Raw genomic sequence first — 20132 nt, forward strand, 5'->3', positions numbered from 1 at the left:
GCGCCCCGGATTTTGTGTTTTTTGCCAATCAAGCCGGTAAGGTCGCACAAGCCATACCAGCACGAGAGCGTGGTGAACAATGACAAGAGATGAGGCAAATGGGCTGGCGGCGGTGATCGAGGCGATCGGCAGCGAGCAGTTGGGGCCGGCGCTGGATGCGTTGCTGCGCAGCAAGCTGGCGTTCGAGATGAGTTGCGCTTACCTGTTCCGCTTCAACCAGCCGGCGTTGCTGCTGCACAACGGCTACAACCATTCGGTAACCGAGCGCACCCTGAATGCCTACGTGCGGGGCGGGTACCTGCTTGATCCTTTTTACGTTGCCTGCGTCAACGAACACCCGGCCGGGCTATGGCGCATGAGCGAACTGGCACCGGACTGCTTCTTTTCTTCAGGCTTTGCCATTTCCAGGGACATCCACCCCTGCGTGTCGTCCGACTACGGCACGGCGGTGGAGGAGGTGGGCTTCATCATCCCCTTGCAGCCGCAGGTGGCGATCGTTTATTCGCTGATGCGTAAACACAGCAGTGGTGATTTCAGTGCGGCGCAAATGGACCTGCTGGCGGGCATGGCGCCGTTGCTGGCTTCGGTGTTCGGCCAGCATTGCCGGTTGCGCCATGCCGATTGCCTGCGCACGGCGCCGGAGGGGGCGGTGCTGGAGGATGCGTTCGTCGAGATCCTGCAAGGGCAGTTGACCGAGACCCAGCGCCTGATCGCCAAGTTGCTGTTGCAGGGGCACAGCAATGCGTCGATTGCACGGCAGCTGAATATTTCCGACGGGACGGTGAAGGTGCACAAGCACAACATCTACCAGCGCCTGGAAATTTCCACCAACGCCGAGTTGTTTCGCCTGTTTATCGATTACCTGGCCAAAGCATAGATTGGCGGTGATGCTGCGCTTTTGCAGGAGCGGCCTTGTGTCGCGATCGGGCCGCTAAGCGGCCCCTCGATTGTTGCCGTGATGCTGAAACCCTGGGGTCGCTTCGCGACCCGATCGCGACACAAGGCCGCTCCTACAAATACTGCGGCGCCTGGCAGGTTATTTGAACAACGGACTCAGGTGCTCGCTGAGGTAGATCCCCTGCGGATCCAGCTGCCGGCGCAGCTTGCGGAAGTCCTCGGCCCGCGGGTAAATCGCACTCACATCCTCTCCCGTCAGGAAGTGCAACTTGCCCCAGTGCGGCCTGGCGCCATAAGAACGCAATATCTGATCCACCGCCCGCAGGTAGTCCCAGTAATCGGTCCCCGGTTGGCCAGACACTGAAATGGTCACGCTGTCCTGCTCGAAGAACGGGCTCATCCACGCCCCGTCACCGGCAGTGAAGCGGTATTCGATGGGGTAGATCGCCTCGGGGAAGTCTTCCAGCATCAGCTTGCGCACTGCGCGCAGCGCTTCCTTGCTGTGGCGCACCGGCACTGCGTATTCCAGTTCGTGGAAGTTGGGCAGGTACTCGATCGGGTACACATCCGAGCTGTACGCCACCTTCTCGAATTCGCTTTCCCAGGCCGGGCGGTCGGTGATGTCCATGACCTTCACTTCGCACACATCGGTGGTGCGCCCGCTGGTGGAGGTGGCGGCGGTATCGGGCAGGCAGTAGCAATGGCGGCTCTGCTCGTAGGGGCACCAGAAGAAGCTGAAGTGGCGGTGCTTGCGCGCCAGTTCGTCGTGCTTTTCCATCACGCTTTCGAAGTCTTCCCGCCAGATGCGCTCGTGCAGGTTGAAGCTGTCCGTCACCTGCAAGGTCAGTTCGGAAACGATGCCCAGTACACCCAGCGACACTCGGCCGGCCTGCAACAGGTCGGGGGTGCTTTCGTCCACCACCAGGATTTCGCCATTGGGCTGCACCAGCTTCATGCCGACAATCGACGAGGCCAGGTTGCCCAAGGTCAGGCCGGTGCCGTGGGTTCCGGTGGTCAGGGCACCGGCAATCGACTGGCTGTCGATGTCGCCCTGGTTGACCATCGATAAACCGGCCGCACGCAAGGCCTTGCCGAAGGCATTGATGGTGGTGCCGGCGGCGGCGGTGACGCGCTTTTTCTCATGGTCGATATGGCGCACGCCACTCATGTTGGCCAGGGTAAGGTGCAGGCCGTTGGTGAGCGCCACCGGGGTAAAAGAGTGCCCGGAACCGGCCACGCGCACGTTCATGCCATTGCTGCTGGCCTGGTTTACCATCGAGCACAGTTCGTCTTCGCTGGCCGGTGCCCCGCGTGCTGCGCGAATGCAGGACTGGTTGCCGGCCCAGTTGCGCCAGTGCGCGTGGTCCAGGCCGAATTCGTTGATGTGCATGTTGTTGGAAGAGGTGGTCACGTAGATCGCTCCTGCTTGTTGTTCTTTTAGTCAGATGGCCGTGTAGCCGTTGTCGGCAAACAGGTGTGCGCCGTTGACGAAGCTGGCGTCGTCACTGGCCAGGAACAAGGCGGCGCTGGCAACTTCCGAGGGCTCGCACAAGCGCCCTTGGGCAGCAGCGATGGCCGCTTCACTCACGTCCACGCCATGCTTGCGCAGCATGTCGATCTCGCGCAGGCCGTGGGCGGTGGCGATAAAACCCGGGCAAATGGCGTTGGCGCGGATGCCCCGGTCGCGGAATTCCACGGCAATGGCCCGGGCGAACATGTGCGTGGCGCCCTTGCTGGTGCAATACAGCACTTCCATCGGTGTACCCACCACGGCCGAGATGGACGAGGTGCAGACGATGCTGCCGCCACCGGCTGCCAGCATGCCGGGCAGTACGGCGCGGGTGACCAGGAACATACTCTTCACGTTCACCGCCATGACCCGGTCCCACTCTTCTTCGCTGGTGTCCAGGAAGGGCAGGGCTGCCAGGATGCCGGCGTGGTTCATCAGCACGGTAATGTGCCCGAAGGCTTCCTCTACGGCCGCCACCGCGGCCTTTACTTGCTGTGCGTCTGACACATCGGCCGCTGCAAAAATGACCTCGTGGCCTTTATCGCGCAGTTCCCGGGCCACCTCGGCACCCTTGCTGCCAGGCAGGTCGACAATGCCGACCCGTGCCCCTTCTGCTGCGAACAGCTGCGACGCGGCCAGCCCGCAGCCACCCGCGCCGCCAGTAATCAGCGCTACCTTGCCATTGAGACGTCCCGCCATGTTCGACTCCCGATGTCTTTTATTGGATTGTTTGCAGCCCGGGCGTTTCGCGATTCGCGTGGCGGAGCATGAAACAGATCAACGGGAACATCCATATACCGATGGGTATACGGGCGCTGGGCTACTGGTTTTGCTGTTCGATCAGTGCCAGGCAGCGCTGTACGACCGGGCTCATGTCACCCTTGCGGCGGCTGAGGATGATCGGGCTGACCGCGCCGCTATCCAGCAAGCCGACATACTCGATATCGGTACGGTGCTGCTGCTGCACCGACGCCGGCACCAGGGTCACCCCCACGCCAACCGCCACCAGGCCGATGGCCGTCTGCAGTTCGTTGGCCCACTGGCTGACCTGGATGCTCATGCCTTGCTGGGCGAACAGCGCCAGCACGTGGTCGGCATAACTGGGCCGGGGGTTGGCCGGGTAGAGAATGAATGCCTCGCCTGCCAGCTGGGCAAGGCTGAGCGGGCTGCCCGCCAGCGGGTGGCCCTTGGGCAGCACGGCCACCAGCGGGTCTTCGCGCAGTACCTGCTGGTGAATCGCTGAGTCATCGATGCGGATGCGCCCGAAAGCGATGTCGATGCGCCCGCTTTTCAACGCTTCCACCTGCTGCAGCGTGGTCATCTCGCTCAAGCCAAGCTCCAGTTCGCTGTCCTGACGCAGTTCGCGGATCAGCTCTGGCAGCACGTTGTACAAGGTCGAGGGGGCAAAGCCGATGCCCAGCCACTGGCGCTGGCCCTGGCCGATGCGGCGGGTATTGTCGCTGATGTGCTGCAACTGCTGCAGCACGGTGCAGGTCTGCTCGTAAAAGAACCGCCCGGCCTCGGTCAGCCGCAGCGGGCGTTCGCGCACTACCAGCAGGGTGCCGAGCTGGTCCTCCAGCTGGCTGATCTGCCGGCTCAGCGGTGGCTGTGCAATGTGCAGCAACTCGGCGGCACGGGTGAAATTCAGGGTTTCGGCCAGGACCTTGAAGTAACGCAGGTGGCGCAGCTCCACAAGACCTCCAGGGTATGGTGGGAGATTCATTTGATATTGGACGCTTATCAGAGTCTCGCGCAATCTTCGAACAATCAAGTAAATGCACCATTCGGGCCTGCAACTGGCAGCCCGACCTGACGGGACCTGGCAACAATGACAAGCGCGCTGATTGAACGCATAGAAGCAATTATCGTCGACCTGCCGACCATTCGCCCGCACAAGCTGGCGATGCACACCATGCAGCAGCAGACCCTGGTGGTATTGCGCGTGCGCTGCAGCGATGGTGTAGAAGGCATCGGCGAGGCCACCACCATCGGTGGCCTGGCCTATGGCTATGAAAGCCCCGAGGGCATCAAGGCCAATATCGACGCGCACCTGGCGCCTGCGCTGATCGGCCTGGCGGCGGACAACATCAACGCTGCCATGCTCAAGCTGGACAAGCTGGCCAAGGGCAATACCTTTGCCAAATCGGGTATTGAAAGCGCCTTGCTCGACGCCCAGGGCAAGCGCCTGGGCCTGCCGGTCAGCGAGCTGCTGGGCGGCCGTGTGCGCGACAGCCTGGAAGTGGCCTGGACCCTGGCCAGTGGCGACACCGCGCGTGACATCGCCGAAGCCCAGCACATGCTGGAAATCCGTCGTCACCGGGTGTTCAAGCTGAAGATCGGCGCCAACCCGGTGGAGCAGGACCTCAAGCACGTGGTGGCAATCAAGCGCGAGCTGGGCGACAGCGCCAGCGTGCGCGTCGACGTCAACCAGTATTGGGACGAGTCCCAGGCCATTCGCGCCTGCCAGGTACTGGGCGACAACGGCATCGACCTGATCGAACAACCGATTTCGCGCATCAACCGGGGTGGCCAGGTGCGCCTGAACCAGCGCAGCCCGGCACCGATCATGGCCGACGAGTCGATCGAAAGCGTCGAGGACGCCTTCAGCCTGGCCGCCGACGGTGCGGCCAGCATCTTTGCCCTTAAAATTGCCAAGAACGGCGGCCCGCGCGCCGTGCTGCGCACCGCACAAATCGCCGAAGCCGCCGGTATCGCCCTGTACGGTGGCACCATGCTTGAAGGCTCGATTGGCACGTTGGCCTCGGCCCATGCCTTCCTTACGTTGCGCCAACTCACCTGGGGCACCGAGCTGTTCGGCCCGCTGCTACTGACCGAAGAAATCGTCAACGAGCCGCCGCAGTACCGCGACTTCCAGCTGCATATTCCCCGTACCCCAGGCCTGGGCCTGACACTGGACGAACAGCGCCTGGCGCGCTTCGCCCGTCGCTGATCAGCAAGCAAGGAGATAATCATGCTGTTCCACGTGAAGATGACCGTGAAACTGCCGGTCGACATGGACCCGACCAAGGCTGCCAGGCTCAAGGCCGATGAAAAGGAACTGGCTCAGCGCCTGCAGCGCGAGGGCACCTGGCGCCACCTGTGGCGCATTGCCGGCCACTACGCCAACTACAGCGTGTTTGATGTGCCCAGCGTCGAGGCATTGCACGATACCCTGATGCAACTGCCGCTGTTCCCGTACATGGATATCGAGGTGAACGGCCTGTGCCGGCACCCTTCGTCGATCCACAGCGACGACCGCTGATTCGCACACGACTACCCGACAAGAACAATATGAGGTAAGCAAGATGACCGTGAAAATTTCCCACACTGCCGATGTTCAAGCGTTCTTCAAGAAGGTGGCTGGCCTGGACCATGCCGAAGGCAACCCGCGCTTCAAGCAGATCATCCTGCGTGTACTGCAGGACACTGCGCGCTTGGTGGAAGACCTGGAAATCAGCGAAGACGAATTCTGGCACGCCATTGATTACCTCAACCGCCTGGGCGGCCGTAACGAGGCTGGCCTGCTGGCCGCAGGCCTGGGTATCGAGCACTTCCTCGACCTGCTGCAAGACGCCAAGGACGCCGAAGCCGGCCTGGGTGGCGGTACCCCGCGTACCATCGAAGGCCCGCTGTACGTCGCTGGTGCTCCGTTGGCACAAGGTGAAGCGCGCATTGACGACGGCACCGACCCGGGCGTGGTGATGTTCCTTCAGGGCCAGGTGTTCGATGGCGAAGGCAAGCCGCTGGCCGGTGCCACCGTTGACCTCTGGCACGCCAACACTCAGGGTACCTATTCGTACTTCGACTCGACCCAGTCGGAATACAACTTGCGCCGCCGCATCATTACCGATGCCGAGGGCCGCTACCGTGCGCGCTCCATCGTGCCATCGGGGTATGGCTGCGACCCACAGGGCCCCACCCAGGAGTGCCTGGACCTGCTCGGCCGCCATGGCCAGCGCCCGGCGCACGTGCACTTCTTCATCTCTGCCCCCGGGCATCGCCACCTGACCACGCAGATCAACTTCGAGGGTGACAAGTACCTGTGGGACGACTTTGCCTATGCCACCCGGGACGGGCTGATTGGCGAGTTGCGCTTTGTCGAGGATGAAGCGGCGGCGCGTGACCGTGGCGTAGAAGGCGTGCGTTTTGCGGAGCTTGCATTTGACTTCCACCTGCAGGCAGCAGCAGCGCCGGCGGCCGAAGCGCGCAGCCACCGTCCGCGCGCGTTGCAGGCAGGCTGAGTTCGCGCCAGGATTCACAGTGTTTTGGCCTGGGCCTTTCCGTGCGGGGAGGGCCTGGGCTTTTTGCTGTCAGCCGCTTGTCATCTAGAATCGGCTTTTTCCCCGAGCCCGCACCATGCACCCGATCGCACTGTTACCGACTACCGCCGACCAGGCCCCGCTGATTCGCAACCTTTACCAGTTCTATTCCTACGAATCCTCCGACTGGGAGCAGGAAGACGTGGAAGTGGACGGCCGCTTCTATGTCCACGACGAGCACCTGCAACGTTACTGGCAGGATGACGGCTGGGGCGCCTACCTGGTGCTGGCGGATGGCTTCATCGCTGGTTTCGTGCTGGTCGAGCGCAGTGAGCTGCCGGGCATCGACGCGCTGGAACTGGCCGACCTGTTCATTCTTAAAAAATACCGCCGCCAGGGCATTGGCCAGGCGGTAGCGTTGCAGTTGCTGGGCGGCGAGGGCGACTGGTTGCTGCGCTGCTATTCACAGGACCCGCCCGCCGTGGCGTTCTGCAGCGCCGTATTGGCAAACCTGTCGCGCCCGGCGCAGGCCATTGCCCTGCCTGATGAGCCGGATTTGCTCAACTTCCTGGTCGCAGGTGCCCGTCATTGAGGGCAGGCCAGCTCTGGCTCGTTCCTTGAGGGGATGACGGCATTTTTGTGAGGCACTTCACAAAAAATTCATCGAAGGCATAATGCCACTAATCGAGTTCATTACCCGGCCTCGTCGTGCCGGAGCCCTTTTCACGCCCCTCGAAGGTTCAGGTAAAGTTCATGTCGCTAGTCGCAAGCCCCGACATCATGTACCGGCTGTTGATTCAGAGTGTGGTGGACTATGCCATTTACATGCTCACTCCCGAAGGTATCGTCGCCAACTGGAACCCTGGCGCCCAGCGTGCCAAGGGCTACCATGCCGAGGAAATCGTCGGCCAGCATTACTCGTTGTTCTATTCCGAGGCCGAGCGTGCCGCCGGCTTGCCCACATTCAACCTGGAGCAGGCGCGCAGCACCGGGCGCTTCGAAGAGATCGGCTCGCGCTTGCGCAAGGATGGCTCGGCCTTCCACGCCCATGTGGTGATCGATGCGGTGTACGACGATGCTGGCCAACTGGTGGGGTTCGCCAAGGTCACCCGCGACATTTCCGAGCGCCATCGGCAGGAGCAGGAACTGCTGCAGGCCAAGGAACTGGCCGAGCAGTACAGCCAGGAAATGGCCAACCTGTCGCAGTTCCTTGATTCGGTCATTGCCAACATCCCCGCCAGCGTCATCGTCCAGGACCTGGAAAGCCAGCGCATCCTGTTGGCCAACCAGCAGGCCGAGCGCCTGTTCGGCGGGCCGGGGCGCAGCATGATCGGCCAGTTGCCGGGCGAGTGCCTGAGCCCGGCGGCGGCCGACTACCTGGAGCAGCAATTGGCGCGTGGTGCCCGCAGCAGCAAGGGCCATGCTGCCGAAACCTGCGTTGACACCGCTCGCGGGCCGCGCACCCTGCGCAGCCGTACCCTGCTTTGCCAGAACCGCGAGGGCCAGGCCGACTATGTGCTGTTCGTGGCTGAAGATGCCACCGAAGAGCTGGCCGCCCACGCGCAGATCCACCACATGGCACACCATGACGCGCTCACCGGGCTGCCCAACCGAACGCTGTTCAACGAACGGCTGCGTCAGGCGCTTGTGCGTGGCGACGAAAACGCCAAGTTGACCGCCGCCTTGTGCCTGGACCTGGACAACTTCAAGAACATCAACGACTCACTGGGCCATGCCTTTGGCGACAAGCTGCTGCGCGAGTTGGGCAAGCGCCTGCGTCGCGAGCTGCGTGAGCACGACACCCTGGCCCGCCTGGGCGGTGACGAGTTTGCCGTGGTGCTGACGGGGCTGGACGGGCGGGATGCGGCGTGCAACACCGCGCAGCGGCTGATCAATGCCATTTGCCCGCCATTCCAGATCGAGGGCCATCAGTTCACGGTAGGGGTGAGCATCGGTATCGCCATCGCCCCGGATGACAACGACCAGGCCGAGCAGTTGCTCGGTTATGCCGACATGGCGCTGTACGAGGCCAAGCGTAATGGCCGCAACCGCTTCGAGTGCTTTGACGTCGAGCTGGATGTCGCCGCCCGCCAACGCCGCCTGGTGGAGACCGACTTGCGTACCGCGCTGCACCTGGGCCAGCTGCAGTTGCACTACCAGCCAGTGGTCGACCAGCAAACCAGCAGCGTGACCGGGTACGAAGCGCTGCTGCGCTGGGAGCACCCGACCCGTGGCATGGTCATGCCCATGGACTTCATCCCCATTGCAGAAGAAACCGGGCTTATCCACGAACTGGGCACCCGGGCGCTGAACCTGGCCTGCCAGGAGGCGGCCAGCTGGGACAGCGACCAGACGGTGTCGGTCAACCTGTCGGCGGTGCAGTTCAAGAATGCCAACCTGGTGCATACGGTGGCCCTGGCGCTAGCCGATTCGGGCCTGCCGGCGCAGCGGCTGGAACTGGAAATCACCGAATCGGTGCTGCTGGGCAACAGCGAAGAAAACGTGCGCACCTTGCGTGCGCTGAAGGACCTGGGTGTGTCCATCTCGCTGGACGATTTCGGCACGGGGTATTCATCGCTGGGTTACCTGCGGTCGTTCCCGTTCGACCGGATCAAGATCGACAAGTCATTCGTGCATGACATGTGTGACAGCCGCGAGGCGATGTCCATCATCCGCGCCATTACCGACCTGTCCAACAGCCTGATGATCAAGACCACGGCCGAAGGGGTGGAATCGGAAGAGCAGATGCGCCGGCTGGCAGCGGAGGGGTGTTCGCACTTCCAGGGCTATCTGTATGGGCGGCCGGCGCCGGCGAGCGAGCGCTTGAAGCAGGTGATAACACCAGGCTAATTCCTTGCGCGGTCTCGTGTAGGAGCGGCCTTGTGTCGCGATGGGGCGCGCAGCGCCCCCATATTTTCAGCTTCGCCGCAGATATTGCCGGGGCCGCTTTGCGCCCCATCGCGACACAAGGCCGCTCCTACAGGTGCCGCGCAAGCCTTGAAGGTCAGCTATTCCAGTCCGGCGCAAACGCCGGGCTCACCACCCGCTGGTCCTTCGGCAAGCCGGCAATTGCCGCGCGGTCTTCATCATCCAGCTGCACCTGAAGCGCGGCCAGGTTGGCCAACTGGTTCTCGCGGCTGCTGGCCTTGGGTATCGCTGCTACACCGTCCTGTTCCAGCAACCACTTCAATGCCACCTGGCTCGGCAGCACGCCATGTTTGCGGGCAATCGCCTGTATCACCGGCTGCGCTGCCGCCTGGCCACGCGCCAGCGGGGTATAGGCGGTGAGCAACAAGTCATGGCGGCGGGCGTAGTCCAGCAGCGGTTGCTGGCCGAGCAGCACGTGGTATTCCACCTGAATGGCCGACAACGGCGCGCCCAGGGTTTCCACCACCTGGCGCAGCAACCCCAGCGGGAAGTTGGCCACGCCGATGTGGCGTGCCTTGCCTTCGTCACGCAGTGCTACCAGGGTGTCGATACTGCGCGCCATGTCCCAGTCCTTGCCGGGCCAGTGGATGTGGAACAGGTCGACCTGTTCGGTGCCCAGGGCGCGCAGGCTGTCTTCCAGCGACTGGCGCATGGCCTTGGGCTCCAGGCGGTCCCACCACACCTTGGTGGTGAGGTGGATCTGCTCGCGTGGTACGTCGCTGTCGCGCAGGGCCTGGCCAACCGCCGCTTCATTTTCGTAGGCGGTGGCGGTGTCGATGTGCCGGTAACCGACTTCCAGCGCCTGGTGCACGGCCTGGGTGCATTCACTGCCAGTCATTGGCCAGGTGCCCAAGCCGATTGCAGGCAGGTCCAGACCGTTACGGGTGGTGAGCCTTTGCATGTAAATTCCTTGTAGGGTGTGCAGGGTTCGCCGCCGATGGTCGGCGATCAGCGAGGCACGGGCCATGCGCTCAAAGCACAAAGTGGTCGATCAGCGAACAGTAATTGCAGCCGGCATGGGCAAGTGGCAAATGAACTTCCTTATCCTGCGGCATCTCTTCTAGAATTCGAGCTGTTGCATCCGCCAGGCCATGCCTGCGCGGCCTTCCCTGGGCGCTGGCTGCTGCCGTGCCGTCATCGAGAGAGCCATGAGTTCCAGCACACCGCTGTCCGGCGTCAATCAACCCTTGCGCGGTATCGCGCTGGTGGTGGTGGCGACGTTCCTGTTCGCCAGCCACGATGCGTTGTCGAAATTCCTTGGTGGCATTTACCCGATTGTCATGGTGGTGTGGGCGCGCTATGTAGTGCATACGCTGCTGATGGCCGGCATTTTCCTGCCCAAGTCTGGCCTCAACGTCTTGCGCACCCGCCGGCCGCTGCTGCAAACCTTGCGGGCCCTGAGCCTGCTGAGCACCAGCTTGCTGTTCACCACCGGCCTTCAGTATCTGCCGTTGGCCGAGGCGACGGCGGTCAACTTCCTGGCCCCTGTGCTGGTCACCGCGCTGTCGGCGCCGCTGCTGAAAGAGCGGGTGACGGTGGGGCAGTGGGTGGCGGTGGTGCTGGGCTTCATTGGTGTGCTGGTGGTGGTGCACCCGGGCGGGGCGATGTTTACCCCGGCCATTCTGTACCCGTTTGGTTCGGCACTGGGTTTCTGCTTTTATCAACTGCTCACGCGCATTCTGGCGGCCCATGACAGCCCGACCACCAGCAACTTCTATGCGGGGTTGTGCAACACGCTGGCGATGAGTGCGCTGGTGCCGTTCTTCTGGGAGGTACCGCGCTGGGACCATGCGTTGTTGATGCTGGCGCTGGGGGGCTTTGGCATGACGGCGCACCTGCTGCTGACCCAGGCCTTCCGCCATGCGGCGCCGGCGTTACTGGCGCCATTCAGCTATTGCCAGATCGTGTTTGCCGGGTTGCTCGGGTGGGTGATCTACAGCCAGGTGCCGGATACCCTCAGCCTGGTGGGTATTTCGGTGATCTGCCTCAGCGGGCTGGGGGCGGCGTGGATGCAGCGGCGCAAGTAGAAGCCTGTACAGGCCGTTCCTACAAGGATTTGCGCAGGCCTTCAGACGCGGTCCTTCATCAAGGCCTGCAACGAATCATCAAAGTCTCGCAGTGCATCCGCCTGCACCGCCCGCTCATCCTCCATCACCCGCGCCATATCGCCCAGGCGCTTGCTTGCCCGCCCTTCGGCACGGCCGATATAGGTCAGTTGGTCATCGAAAAACCGTGCCACTACCTGGCTCTCGATGCCCGCGCTGGCCAACCGGCTTTCAGTGTCTAGTAGCACGATCACATCCGGGTGGTCGCCCAGCAGCGTATCCAGGTCGTCATAAAAAGTGACTTCAGCGAACTGCTGCGCCAGCGACCGTGCCAGCCAGTCATAGGCTTGGCTTTCACTGTTCAGGGTTGCCACCGGGATGCGCTGGCCTGCTGTGGGTGCGTTAGCCTGGGCGCGGTGGTTGCCGAGGTAGGCAAGGGTCGCTTCGGCATCGCGCCCCAGCAAAACCGCCACCCGCTGGCCGGGGGCCAGGGCAACGCTGGAGATGGCCGTGGCCGGATAGAAGTGCCCGTAGGGCTGGCGGGTGTCGGTAGCGGCCGGGTTGGCACAACCGCCGAGGGCGGCCAGCAAGGCGAGCAGGGCAGCGATCATGCCGGATTTCATGGGTGGTCCCTCGTCGATTCAGTGAATGCCTGCATCTTCCGCCCGGGCCGGCCGCTGCGGAACTTGATGGCATTCATGGTGGCTATCGATGAGGTCGATGTGTTACTGCGCAGCCATGAATTGCAGGATGCGCTCGCGCAGCCAGCGTTCGGACGGGTCGTTGTCCTGGGCGCCGCTCCACACCATCGACAGCTCGGCCTCGGTGATATCGAACGGCGCCGGGTCGGCGCGTAGGCTACCGTCGTCGGCCAAGGCGCAGGCGGCATAGTCGGGTACTGTGGCGATCATCTCGGTGTTGCGCAGCAGGGCGCGCAGGCTGCCGAACTGCGGCACCGCCAGCACCACTTTGCGGCAGCGGCCGATGCGTGCCAGGTCCAGGTCGATGTTGCCGCTCATGTCGCCGGAGAATGACACCATCACATGCGGGCGGGCGCAGTATTCGTCGAGGGTCAACGGGCCTGGGCGGTCGTCGGCACGCAGCACCCGCACGCCAATATTGCGCAGCTTGCGGCGCTTGGCGGTGGCCGGCAAGTCGGTGGTGTAGCTCACGCCTACCGAGATCTCGCCGCTGGCCAGCAAGCCGGGCATCAGCAGGAAGTTGGCCCGGCGTACCACCACACTGATGTCCGGGGCCTCTTCTTGCAGGGCCTGCAGCAGGGCCGGGAACAGGCCGAACTCGGCATCGTCCGACAGGCCCAGGCGGAACACATTGCAACTGCTGGCCGGGTCGAATTCGCGGGCGCGGCTGATGGCGGCGGAAATCACGTCCATGGCCGGGCCCAACTCGGCGAAGATCTGCATGGCCCTTGGGGTGGGCTCCATGGCCCGGCCATTGCGGATCAGCAGCGGGTCGTCGAATAGCTCGCGCAGGCGGGCGAGGGCGGCGCTGACGGTGGACTGGGTGATGAACAGCTTTTCGCCGACCCGGGTCAGGTTGCGTTCGATCATCAGGGCTTCGAACAGCACCAGCAGGTTCATGTCGACGCGGCGCAGGTCGTTGCGGTTCATTGGGCTCAGGTTCCGGGGGTAGAGGGCTTGGCGGTGTATTGAAGCATGTGGGCGGCCTGCTTGCCTTGTATGGATGTGCCGGCCTCTTCGCGGGCACGCCCGCTCCCACAGGTACAGCGCGGTTTTCAAGGCCTGTGCAGATCCTGTGGGAGCGGGCGCGCCCGCGAAGAGGCCAGGACAGGAAAGCGCTGACAGAGCCAGCCTATCACCCCCTAACAGCCACTCTATTAGAAGTCTGCCCAAGCTCGGCTAGTCTTTCCCCTGGCCCCGCGAATTGCGCGAGTGGGCGGCGTGGCAGCACCTGTGTGCAAGACCGCGTCAACCTGCCGTGACAGCTTCGCAAGCCCCGTGTAGACCTGATGAGGGGTAGCACGAGCCCACGCGCTCGGCTGAAAGAACACCTGGCACAGACCGGAAATCTGGATAACCGACCCAAAGGTACCCGCAGATGTCGAACGAATCGAAATGCCCGTTCCATCAAACCGCAGGTGGCGGCACCACCAACCGTGACTGGTGGCCTGACCAGCTCAACCTGAGAATTCTTCACCAACATTCGACCAAGTCCAGCCCCGACCCGGACTTCGACTATGCCAAGGCGTTCAAGAGCCTGGACTTCCAGGCCTTGAAGAAAGACCTGACCGCCTTGATGACCGACTCGCAGGACTGGTGGCCCGCCGACTTCGGCCACTACGGCCCATTGTTCATCCGCATGGCCTGGCACAGCGCCGGTACCTACCGCATCGGCGATGGCCGGGGCGGTGCGGGCTCTGGCCAGCAGCGTTTCGCCCCGCTCAACAGCTGGCCGGACAACGTCAGCCTGGACAAGGCCCGGCGCCTGCTGTGGCCGATCAAGCAGAAGTACGGCAACAAGATTTCCTGGGCCGACCTGATCGTGCTCACCGGCAACGTTGCCCTCGAATCCATGGGCTTCAAGACCTTCGGCTTTTCGGGCGGGCGCGCCGATGTGTGGGAGCCGGACGAAGACGTGTACTGGGGCTCGGAAAAGGTCTGGCTGGGCGGCGATACTCGCTACGGCAAGGACCAGGTCAAGGCCCAGCCGCCAGGCCAGGGTGATCTGGTGGCCGAGCCGGCCAAGCATGGGGAGGAACAGAACCGCGACCTGTCGGCCGAGCGCAACCTGGAGAACCCGCTGGCTGCCGTGCAGATGGGCCTGATCTACGTGAACCCGGAAGGCCCGGAAGGCAACCCGGACCCGGTGGCTTCGGGCAAGGACATCCGTGAAACCTTCGGCCGCATGGCCATGAACGATGAAGAAACCGTAGCGTTGATTGCTGGCGGCCACGCTTTCGGCAAAACCCACGGTGCCGGCCCTGCCGACAACGTCGGCCCCGAACCGGAAGCGGCTGGCCTGGAATTGCAGGGCCTGGGCTGGGCCAGCAAGTTCGGTAGCGGTAAGGGGGGCGACGCCATCACCAGCGGCCTGGAAGTGATCTGGACCTCCACCCCCACCCGATGGAGCAACGAGTACCTCAACAACCTGTTCAACTTTGAGTGGGAGTTGACCAAGAGCCCGGCAGGCGCGCACCAATGGCGGCCGAAAGAGGGCAAAGGCGCCGGAACGGTGCCGGATGCGCACGACCCGGGTAAAAAGCATGCACCTTCCATGTTGACCTCCGACCTGGCGCTGCGCTTCGACCCGATCTACGAGCCGATCGCCCGCCGCTTCAAGGAGAACCCCGACCAGCTGGCGGATGCGTTCGCCCGCGCCTGGTACAAGCTGATCCACCGCGACATGGGCCCGCTGGCACGTTACCTGGGCCCGGAAATGCCAAACGAAGAGCTGCTGTGGCAAGACCCGTTGCCCAAAGCCGATTCATCCACGCTCAGCGAGCAAGACATCGCGGCCCTCAAAACCAAGGTGCTGGGTGCGGGCCTGAGTGTGGGCGAGCTGGTTTCCACCGCCTGGGCATCGGCCTCGACCTTCCGTGGCTCTGACAAGCGCGGTGGTGCCAATGGCGCCCGCTTGCGCCTGGCGCCGCAGAACGGCTGGGCTGCCAACCAGGGTGTCGACAAGGTACTGGCGGCGCTGGAAAAGATTCAGGCCGACTTCAATAACGGCGGCAAGAAGGTCTCGCTGGCCGACCTGATCGTGCTGGCCGGTACCGCAGCCGTGGAAAAGGCCGCCAAGGATGCCGGCTACAGTGGCAACGTGGGCTTCCGACCGGGCCGCGTCGATGCGTCCCAGGCGCAGACCGACGTCGAGTCGTTCGCGGTGCTGGAGCCGTTGGCCGATGGATTCCGCAACTTCACCAAGGCCCGCTATAGCGTCAAGGCCGAGAAGCTGTTGCTGGACAAGGCCCAGTTGCTGACCCTGACTGCGCCGGAGTTGACCGTGCTGATCGGTGGCCTGCGCGTGCTGGGCGCCAACCATGGCGGCAGCAAGCAGGGTGTGTTCACCGACAAGGTCGGCACCTTGAGCAATGACTTCTTCCGCAACCTGCTGGACATGGGCGTGGAGTGGAAGGCGACGTCGGCGGACAACGAAAGCTTCGAAGGCCGTGACCGCAAGACCGGGCAGGTGAAGTGGAGCGGTAGCCGGGTTGACCTGGTGTTTGGTTCACACGCCCAACTGCGGGCGTTGAGCGAGGTGTACGGCAGCAGTGATGGGGGGGACAAGTTTGTTCGGGACTTTGTTGCCGCTTGGCAGAAGGTCATGGAGCTGGACCGCTTTGACCTGAAGTAAAGGTGTTGGACATCGGGGGCGCTTTGCGCCCCTATCGCGACACAAGGCCGCTCCTACAGGTCCTGCATAGCCTCCTGGCTAGCGCGATACCTGTAGGAGCGGCCTTGTGTCGCGATAGGGCTGCAAAGCAGCCCCAAGGGTAGTGGCAATCCCGCCAATTTGAGGTCGGATAGATACAAAAGCGCCCTCGTCGGTTCTGTTGCAATGCTTCTCAGGCGGCAAGCCTGAACAGCGTGCTTATAACGACAAGGAACCCCGACCATGCAAATGCCCAAGACCCTGAATATCCGCAACGGCGACAAGGTGCAGCCAACCTTTTCGGCACAGGAATACGTGGCCCGTCACGCTCGCCTGCGGGCCTACATGGCCGATCAGGACATCGAGGCAGCCATCTTCACGTCGTACCACAACGTCAACTACTACAGCGATTTCCTCTACTGCTCGTTCGGCCGCCCCTATGCGCTGGTGATCACCCAGGACAAGGTTGTCTCGATCAGCGCCAACATCGACGGTGGGCAACCCTGGCGGCGCACGGTCGGCACTGACAACATCGTCTACACCGACTGGCAGCGCGACAACTACTTCGTTGCCATCCAGCAGGCGCTGCCGCTGGCCTCGCGGATTGGCGTGGAGCACGATCACCTCAATCTGCAGAACCACGCCAAGATCGCCGCCTGCTACCCCAAGGCCGAGCTGGTGGACATCGGCGCCCCGTGCATGCGCATGCGCATGATCAAGTCGGCCGAGGAACAGGCGCTGATCCGCCATGGCGCGCAGGTGGCCGACATTGGCGGTGCGGCTGTGGTGGAGGCGCTGCGTGATCAGGTGCCGGAGTATGAAGTGGCACTGCATGCCACCCAGGCGATGGTGCGTGAAATCGCCAGGCGCTTCCCCGATGCGGAGCTGATGGACACCTGGACCTGGTTCCAGTCCGGGCTCAACACCGATGGCGCGCACAACCCGGTCACCAGCCGTCGCGTTGGCAAAGGTGAGATCCTCAGCCTCAATTGCTTCCCGATGATCGCTGGCTACTACACCGCGCTGGAGCGCACACTGTTCCTTGACCACTGCCCGGACGAGTACCTGAGCCTGTGGCAGGCCAACGTCGAAGTGCACGAGGCCGGGTTGAAGCTGGTACGCCCGGGCATGCGCTGCAGCGACATTGCCCGCGAACTGAACGAGATCTTCCTGCGTCACGACCTGCTGCAGTACCGCACCTTTGGCTATGGCCATTCGTTCGGCACCTTGAGCCACTACTACGGGCGTGAAGCGGGGCTGGAGCTGCGCGAAGACATCGACACGGTGCTGGAGCCGGGCATGGTGGTGTCGATTGAACCGATGATCATGCTGCCTGAAGGGCGACCAGGGGCGGGCGGGTACCGCGAGCATGACATCCTGATCGTCAATGACCACGGCGCTGAGAACATCACCAAGTTCCCGTATGGGCCGGAGCACAACATCATTCGCAAGTAAGCATCGGCGTCGCCTGCTTCGCGGGCACGCCCGCTCCCACAGGGGCCTCACACATCCTGAAGGAGCGGGCCTGCCCGCGAAAAGGCCAGCCTGGACAATAAAAAAATCACTGTATGACCACCAGACCCTGCCTCCAATTAAAAGAACCAGAGGGTACCCGTCATGTCCAGCACCACCCTGAATGCACCCACCCTCGACGGCGCCGCGCCCAGCGCCGAACGCCAGGCCCTGCGCAAGGCCGCCCGGGCCAGTTTCATGGGCAACTTCGTCGAGTGGTTCGACTACGCCGCTTACGGCTACCTGGCAACCATCATCGCCGCCACCTTCTTCCCGCAAACTGACAAAACCACCGGCCTGTTGGCAACCTTCGCCGTGTTTGCCCTGTCGTTCCTGGTGCGCCCGCTGGGCGGCATCGTCTGGGGCCACTTTGGCGACCGCCATGGCCGGCGCAATGCGCTGTCGTGGTCCATCCTGATCATGTCGGTGTCCACCTTCTGCATCGGCCTGTTGCCCGGTTATGCGCAAATCGGCCTGTGGGCGCCGGCCCTGTTGCTGTTGATCCGCCTGGTGCAGGGTTTTTCCGCCTCGGGCGAATATGCAGGTGCTGCGGCGTTCCTGGCCGAGTACGCGCCACCCGGCCGGCGTGGCCTGTACACCAGCATCGTGCCGGCCAGCACGGCGGCCGGGTTGCTGTTCGGTGCGGCGTTCGTGGCGTTACTGCACGAGCTGCTCAGCAGCGAAGCCCTGCATGAGTGGGGCTGGCGCCTGCCGTTCCTGCTGGCGGCGCCGTTCGGGCTGGTTGGGCGTTATATCCGCATGAGCCTGCAGGACACGCCCAAGTTCCTGGAGATGGAGCAACGCCTGGAACACAAGGCTGGCATGGCACCGATGCCGCTGCGCGAACTTATGGGCCAGCACCGCCGCAGCCTGGCCATCGGCATTGGCGTTACCTGCCTGAATGCGGTGGCGTTCTACCTGCTGCTCAGCTACATGCCAACCTACCTGTCCACTGAAATGGGCATGAGCGAGCGGGATTCGTTCATTGCCTCGACGGTGTCGCTGGCCACCTACATCGGCTTGATCTTCCTGATGGGGCGGTTGTCCGACCGGTTTGGCCGCAAGACCATGCTGGTGGTGGCTTCGCTGTTGTTCCTGGGGCTGACCGTGCCGTTGTTCGGCCTGCTCGATGGGCAGCCGCTGGTGGTGATCCTGGCTATCCAGATTTGCTTCGGGGCGATACTGGCAATGAACGACGGCACCTTGCCTTGCCTGCTGGCGGAGATTTTCCCGACCCGGGTGCGTTTCAGTGGCTTTGCCCTGAGCTTCAATCTGGCCAACGCGCTGTTTGGCGGGACTGCGCCGTTCATTGCCACCTGGCTGATACAGGTGACGGGTAGCAAGCTGGCACCGGCGGGGTATTTGCTGGCGGCGGCACTGGTGGCGCTGGTGGCCATGCTGATGTGCCGGGAAACTGCGCATTCGGCGCTGGAAGACTGATCAACCTGTACCGGCCTCTTCGCGGGTAAACCCGCTCCCACAGGAACCCCGCAGACCTGAATACTGCGCGGTCCCTGTGGGAGCGGGCGTGCCCGCGAAGAGGCCGGTACAGGCCGGAGCAAATCATGAATCAATGCAAAGAGGCTTGCCGCCGCTCCCCCAGTGGCGACAACCCAAAAAACCGGCTGTAACTCTTGGAAAAATGGGCCGGCGAACTGAACCCACACGCCAACGCCACCTCACGCACCTGCACATCACTGCGCAGCAGCAGCTCCCGCGCCCGCGAAAGGCGCAGCTCCAGGTAATACTGGCTGGGCGTACGCTGCAGGTACTTGTGGAACAGCCGCTCCAGCTGGCGCACGGTCACTTCGTTGAGGCTGGCCAGCTCTTCCAGCCCCAACGGTTCTTCCAGGTTGGCCTCCATGATCGCCACCACCTGGCTCAACTTGGGTTGGCCGCTGCCCAGCAGGGTGCGCAGCGGCACCCGCTGGCGCTCGCGTTCGCCACGCACCCGGTCGCACAGCAGCAGCTCGGCCGCCTTGGCCGCGATGTCCTGGCCACCCGGTTCGCGAGCGACCAGTTGCAGCATCATGTCCATGGCCGCCACACCACCCGAGCAGGTGTAGCGGTCCCGGTCCAGCTCAAACAGCTGGCTGGAGATGACGATGCCGGGAAAATGCGCCTGCAACGTCGGCAGGTCTTCCCAATGGATGGTGCAACGGTAGCCTTTGAGCAGTTCGGCCTTGGCCAACAGGTAGCTGCCTGTGCAGATACCGCCCAATGGCAAGTGCTGGCGTGCCAGCTGGCGCAACCAGTCGATCAGCGGGCGGTTGCCACGGCCACGGTCAATCGGGTTGGCACCGACCACCAGCAGCGCGTCCAGCGCGGGGGCGTTGGCAATGCTGTAGTCGGGCAGTACGCGCATACCGTTGCTGGCGGCCACCGGTGCATCGCCCGCGGCAATCAGTACGCTGCGAAACAGGGGCTTGCGCGCGGCCAGGTTGGCCATGCGCAGGGTCTCCACCGCCGAGGCCAGGCCGATGGTGGTGAAATTGGGCAAGATCAGAAAGCCGAAGGTCTTTACGGAACAACTCTTTACAATAGATGGCGATGGGTTTGCAGAAGCGGGGTGGACCATTGCGCTGTTCCTGTGCAAGCTGAGGCATCGTTCGTCAGGGGCAGTGAGAA

17 protein-coding genes are annotated in these 20132 nt (G+C 63.2%); 10 read left to right on the top strand and 7 right to left on the bottom strand.

Annotation, left to right across the window (positions count from 1 at the left end; all coding sequences use genetic code 11):
• The first annotated feature begins 79 nt into the window (after window positions 1-79).
• Window positions 80-877: a helix-turn-helix domain-containing protein gene (locus ACQKPZ_RS04695; protein ID WP_427535834.1), complete on the top strand. Its 798-nt coding sequence runs from the start codon at window positions 80-82 to the stop codon at window positions 875-877.
• A gap of 159 nt (window positions 878-1036) precedes the next feature.
• Here ACQKPZ_RS04695 and ACQKPZ_RS04700 read toward each other — a convergent pair whose 3' ends face one another.
• From ACQKPZ_RS04700 to ACQKPZ_RS04710, 3 genes are all read right to left on the bottom strand, one after another.
• On the bottom strand, window positions 1037-2308 hold the full coding sequence (locus tag ACQKPZ_RS04700) for a D-arabinono-1,4-lactone oxidase (RefSeq protein WP_427535835.1): 1272 nt from the start codon (window positions 2306-2308) through the stop codon (window positions 1037-1039).
• A 30-nt stretch (window positions 2309-2338) separates the two neighbouring features.
• Entirely contained in the window at window positions 2339-3106 is a 768-nt protein-coding gene (locus tag ACQKPZ_RS04705; protein WP_427535836.1) for an SDR family NAD(P)-dependent oxidoreductase, read from the bottom strand.
• A gap of 121 nt (window positions 3107-3227) precedes the next feature.
• Window positions 3228-4100: a LysR family transcriptional regulator gene (locus ACQKPZ_RS04710; protein WP_427535837.1), complete on the bottom strand. Its 873-nt coding sequence runs from the start codon at window positions 4098-4100 to the stop codon at window positions 3228-3230.
• A gap of 135 nt (window positions 4101-4235) precedes the next feature.
• Here ACQKPZ_RS04710 and ACQKPZ_RS04715 point away from each other — a divergent pair, with 135 nt between their 5' ends.
• From ACQKPZ_RS04715 to ACQKPZ_RS04735, 5 genes are all read left to right on the top strand, one after another.
• Window positions 4236-5357 (top strand): muconate cycloisomerase family protein, encoded by a 1122-nt coding sequence (locus tag ACQKPZ_RS04715; RefSeq protein ID WP_060497110.1) that lies wholly within the window; start codon window positions 4236-4238, stop codon window positions 5355-5357.
• A gap of 21 nt (window positions 5358-5378) precedes the next feature.
• A complete protein-coding gene (gene catC / locus ACQKPZ_RS04720) occupies window positions 5379-5669 on the top strand; it encodes a muconolactone Delta-isomerase (protein ID WP_403196763.1) in 291 nt (96 codons plus the stop codon).
• 43 nt (window positions 5670-5712) lie between these two features.
• On the top strand, window positions 5713-6648 hold the full coding sequence (gene catA / locus ACQKPZ_RS04725) for a catechol 1,2-dioxygenase (protein WP_427535838.1): 936 nt from the start codon (window positions 5713-5715) through the stop codon (window positions 6646-6648).
• A gap of 115 nt (window positions 6649-6763) precedes the next feature.
• The gene (locus tag ACQKPZ_RS04730; protein WP_427535839.1) at window positions 6764-7258 is read left to right on the top strand and encodes a GNAT family N-acetyltransferase; all 495 of its coding nucleotides are present in this window, start codon (window positions 6764-6766) and stop codon (window positions 7256-7258) included.
• Window positions 7259-7419: 161 nt separating this feature from the next.
• Window positions 7420-9516, top strand: coding sequence for a putative bifunctional diguanylate cyclase/phosphodiesterase (locus tag ACQKPZ_RS04735; RefSeq protein WP_427535840.1), 2097 nt, complete (start codon window positions 7420-7422; stop codon window positions 9514-9516).
• A 154-nt stretch (window positions 9517-9670) separates the two neighbouring features.
• On the opposite strand, the gene ACQKPZ_RS04740 is transcribed toward ACQKPZ_RS04735, so the two are convergent.
• Complete coding sequence (locus tag ACQKPZ_RS04740; RefSeq protein ID WP_427535841.1) at window positions 9671-10495, bottom strand: aldo/keto reductase; 825 nt, start codon at window positions 10493-10495, stop codon at window positions 9671-9673.
• Window positions 10496-10742: 247 nt separating this feature from the next.
• On the opposite strand from ACQKPZ_RS04740, the gene ACQKPZ_RS04745 reads away from it, so the two are divergent.
• Window positions 10743-11621, top strand: coding sequence for a DMT family transporter (locus ACQKPZ_RS04745; protein WP_427535842.1), 879 nt, complete (start codon window positions 10743-10745; stop codon window positions 11619-11621).
• Between the two features lie 41 nt (window positions 11622-11662).
• Here the strand turns inward: ACQKPZ_RS04745 and ACQKPZ_RS04750 are convergent, their stop codons facing one another.
• Both ACQKPZ_RS04750 and ACQKPZ_RS04755 read right to left on the bottom strand, forming a co-directional pair.
• Entirely contained in the window at window positions 11663-12262 is a 600-nt protein-coding gene (locus tag ACQKPZ_RS04750; protein ID WP_427535843.1) for a hypothetical protein, read from the bottom strand.
• Between the two features lie 102 nt (window positions 12263-12364).
• The gene (locus tag ACQKPZ_RS04755) at window positions 12365-13270 is read right to left on the bottom strand and encodes a LysR substrate-binding domain-containing protein (RefSeq protein ID WP_427535844.1); all 906 of its coding nucleotides are present in this window, start codon (window positions 13268-13270) and stop codon (window positions 12365-12367) included.
• A gap of 448 nt (window positions 13271-13718) precedes the next feature.
• On the opposite strand from ACQKPZ_RS04755, the gene katG reads away from it, so the two are divergent.
• The 3 genes from katG (at window position 13719) to ACQKPZ_RS04770 (ending at window position 18944) form a co-directional block, all read left to right on the top strand.
• Complete coding sequence (gene katG / locus ACQKPZ_RS04760; RefSeq protein ID WP_427535845.1) at window positions 13719-15974, top strand: catalase/peroxidase HPI; 2256 nt, start codon at window positions 13719-13721, stop codon at window positions 15972-15974.
• 261 nt (window positions 15975-16235) lie between these two features.
• Window positions 16236-17447 (top strand): M24 family metallopeptidase, encoded by a 1212-nt coding sequence (locus ACQKPZ_RS04765; RefSeq protein ID WP_427535846.1) that lies wholly within the window; start codon window positions 16236-16238, stop codon window positions 17445-17447.
• A gap of 162 nt (window positions 17448-17609) precedes the next feature.
• Window positions 17610-18944: an MFS transporter gene (locus ACQKPZ_RS04770; RefSeq protein ID WP_427535847.1), complete on the top strand. Its 1335-nt coding sequence runs from the start codon at window positions 17610-17612 to the stop codon at window positions 18942-18944.
• A gap of 130 nt (window positions 18945-19074) precedes the next feature.
• On the opposite strand, the gene ACQKPZ_RS04775 is transcribed toward ACQKPZ_RS04770, so the two are convergent.
• Entirely contained in the window at window positions 19075-20082 is a 1008-nt protein-coding gene (locus tag ACQKPZ_RS04775) for a GlxA family transcriptional regulator (protein ID WP_391129679.1), read from the bottom strand.
• Between the last annotated feature and the right edge of the window lie 50 nt (window positions 20083-20132).

Origin of the sequence: Pseudomonas sp. NPDC089547 (assembly GCF_050280665.1) — a bacterium.
In the GTDB taxonomy this organism is placed as follows: Bacteria; Pseudomonadota; Gammaproteobacteria; order Pseudomonadales; family Pseudomonadaceae; genus Aquipseudomonas.

What these genes read in the sequence shown, in the direction of transcription:
- ACQKPZ_RS04695 (WP_427535834.1), top strand. Translation starts at nt 80, where the DNA reads ATGACAAGAGATGAGGCAAATGGGCTGGCGGCGGTGATCGAGGCGATC.
- ACQKPZ_RS04705 (WP_427535836.1), bottom strand. Translation starts at nt 3,106, where the DNA reads ATGGCGGGACGTCTCAATGGCAAGGTAGCGCTGATTACTGGCGGCGCG.
- ACQKPZ_RS04715 (WP_060497110.1), top strand. Translation starts at nt 4,236, where the DNA reads ATGACAAGCGCGCTGATTGAACGCATAGAAGCAATTATCGTCGACCTG.
- catC (WP_403196763.1), top strand. Translation starts at nt 5,379, where the DNA reads ATGCTGTTCCACGTGAAGATGACCGTGAAACTGCCGGTCGACATGGAC.
- catA (WP_427535838.1), top strand. Translation starts at nt 5,713, where the DNA reads ATGACCGTGAAAATTTCCCACACTGCCGATGTTCAAGCGTTCTTCAAG.
- ACQKPZ_RS04730 (WP_427535839.1), top strand. Translation starts at nt 6,764, where the DNA reads ATGCACCCGATCGCACTGTTACCGACTACCGCCGACCAGGCCCCGCTG.
- ACQKPZ_RS04735 (WP_427535840.1), top strand. Translation starts at nt 7,420, where the DNA reads ATGTCGCTAGTCGCAAGCCCCGACATCATGTACCGGCTGTTGATTCAG.
- ACQKPZ_RS04740 (WP_427535841.1), bottom strand. Translation starts at nt 10,495, where the DNA reads ATGCAAAGGCTCACCACCCGTAACGGTCTGGACCTGCCTGCAATCGGC.
- ACQKPZ_RS04745 (WP_427535842.1), top strand. Translation starts at nt 10,743, where the DNA reads ATGAGTTCCAGCACACCGCTGTCCGGCGTCAATCAACCCTTGCGCGGT.
- ACQKPZ_RS04750 (WP_427535843.1), bottom strand. Translation starts at nt 12,262, where the DNA reads ATGAAATCCGGCATGATCGCTGCCCTGCTCGCCTTGCTGGCCGCCCTC.
- ACQKPZ_RS04755 (WP_427535844.1), bottom strand. Translation starts at nt 13,270, where the DNA reads ATGAACCGCAACGACCTGCGCCGCGTCGACATGAACCTGCTGGTGCTG.
- katG (WP_427535845.1), top strand. Translation starts at nt 13,719, where the DNA reads ATGTCGAACGAATCGAAATGCCCGTTCCATCAAACCGCAGGTGGCGGC.
- ACQKPZ_RS04765 (WP_427535846.1), top strand. Translation starts at nt 16,236, where the DNA reads ATGCAAATGCCCAAGACCCTGAATATCCGCAACGGCGACAAGGTGCAG.
- ACQKPZ_RS04770 (WP_427535847.1), top strand. Translation starts at nt 17,610, where the DNA reads ATGTCCAGCACCACCCTGAATGCACCCACCCTCGACGGCGCCGCGCCC.
- ACQKPZ_RS04775 (WP_391129679.1), bottom strand. Translation starts at nt 20,082, where the DNA reads ATGGTCCACCCCGCTTCTGCAAACCCATCGCCATCTATTGTAAAGAGT.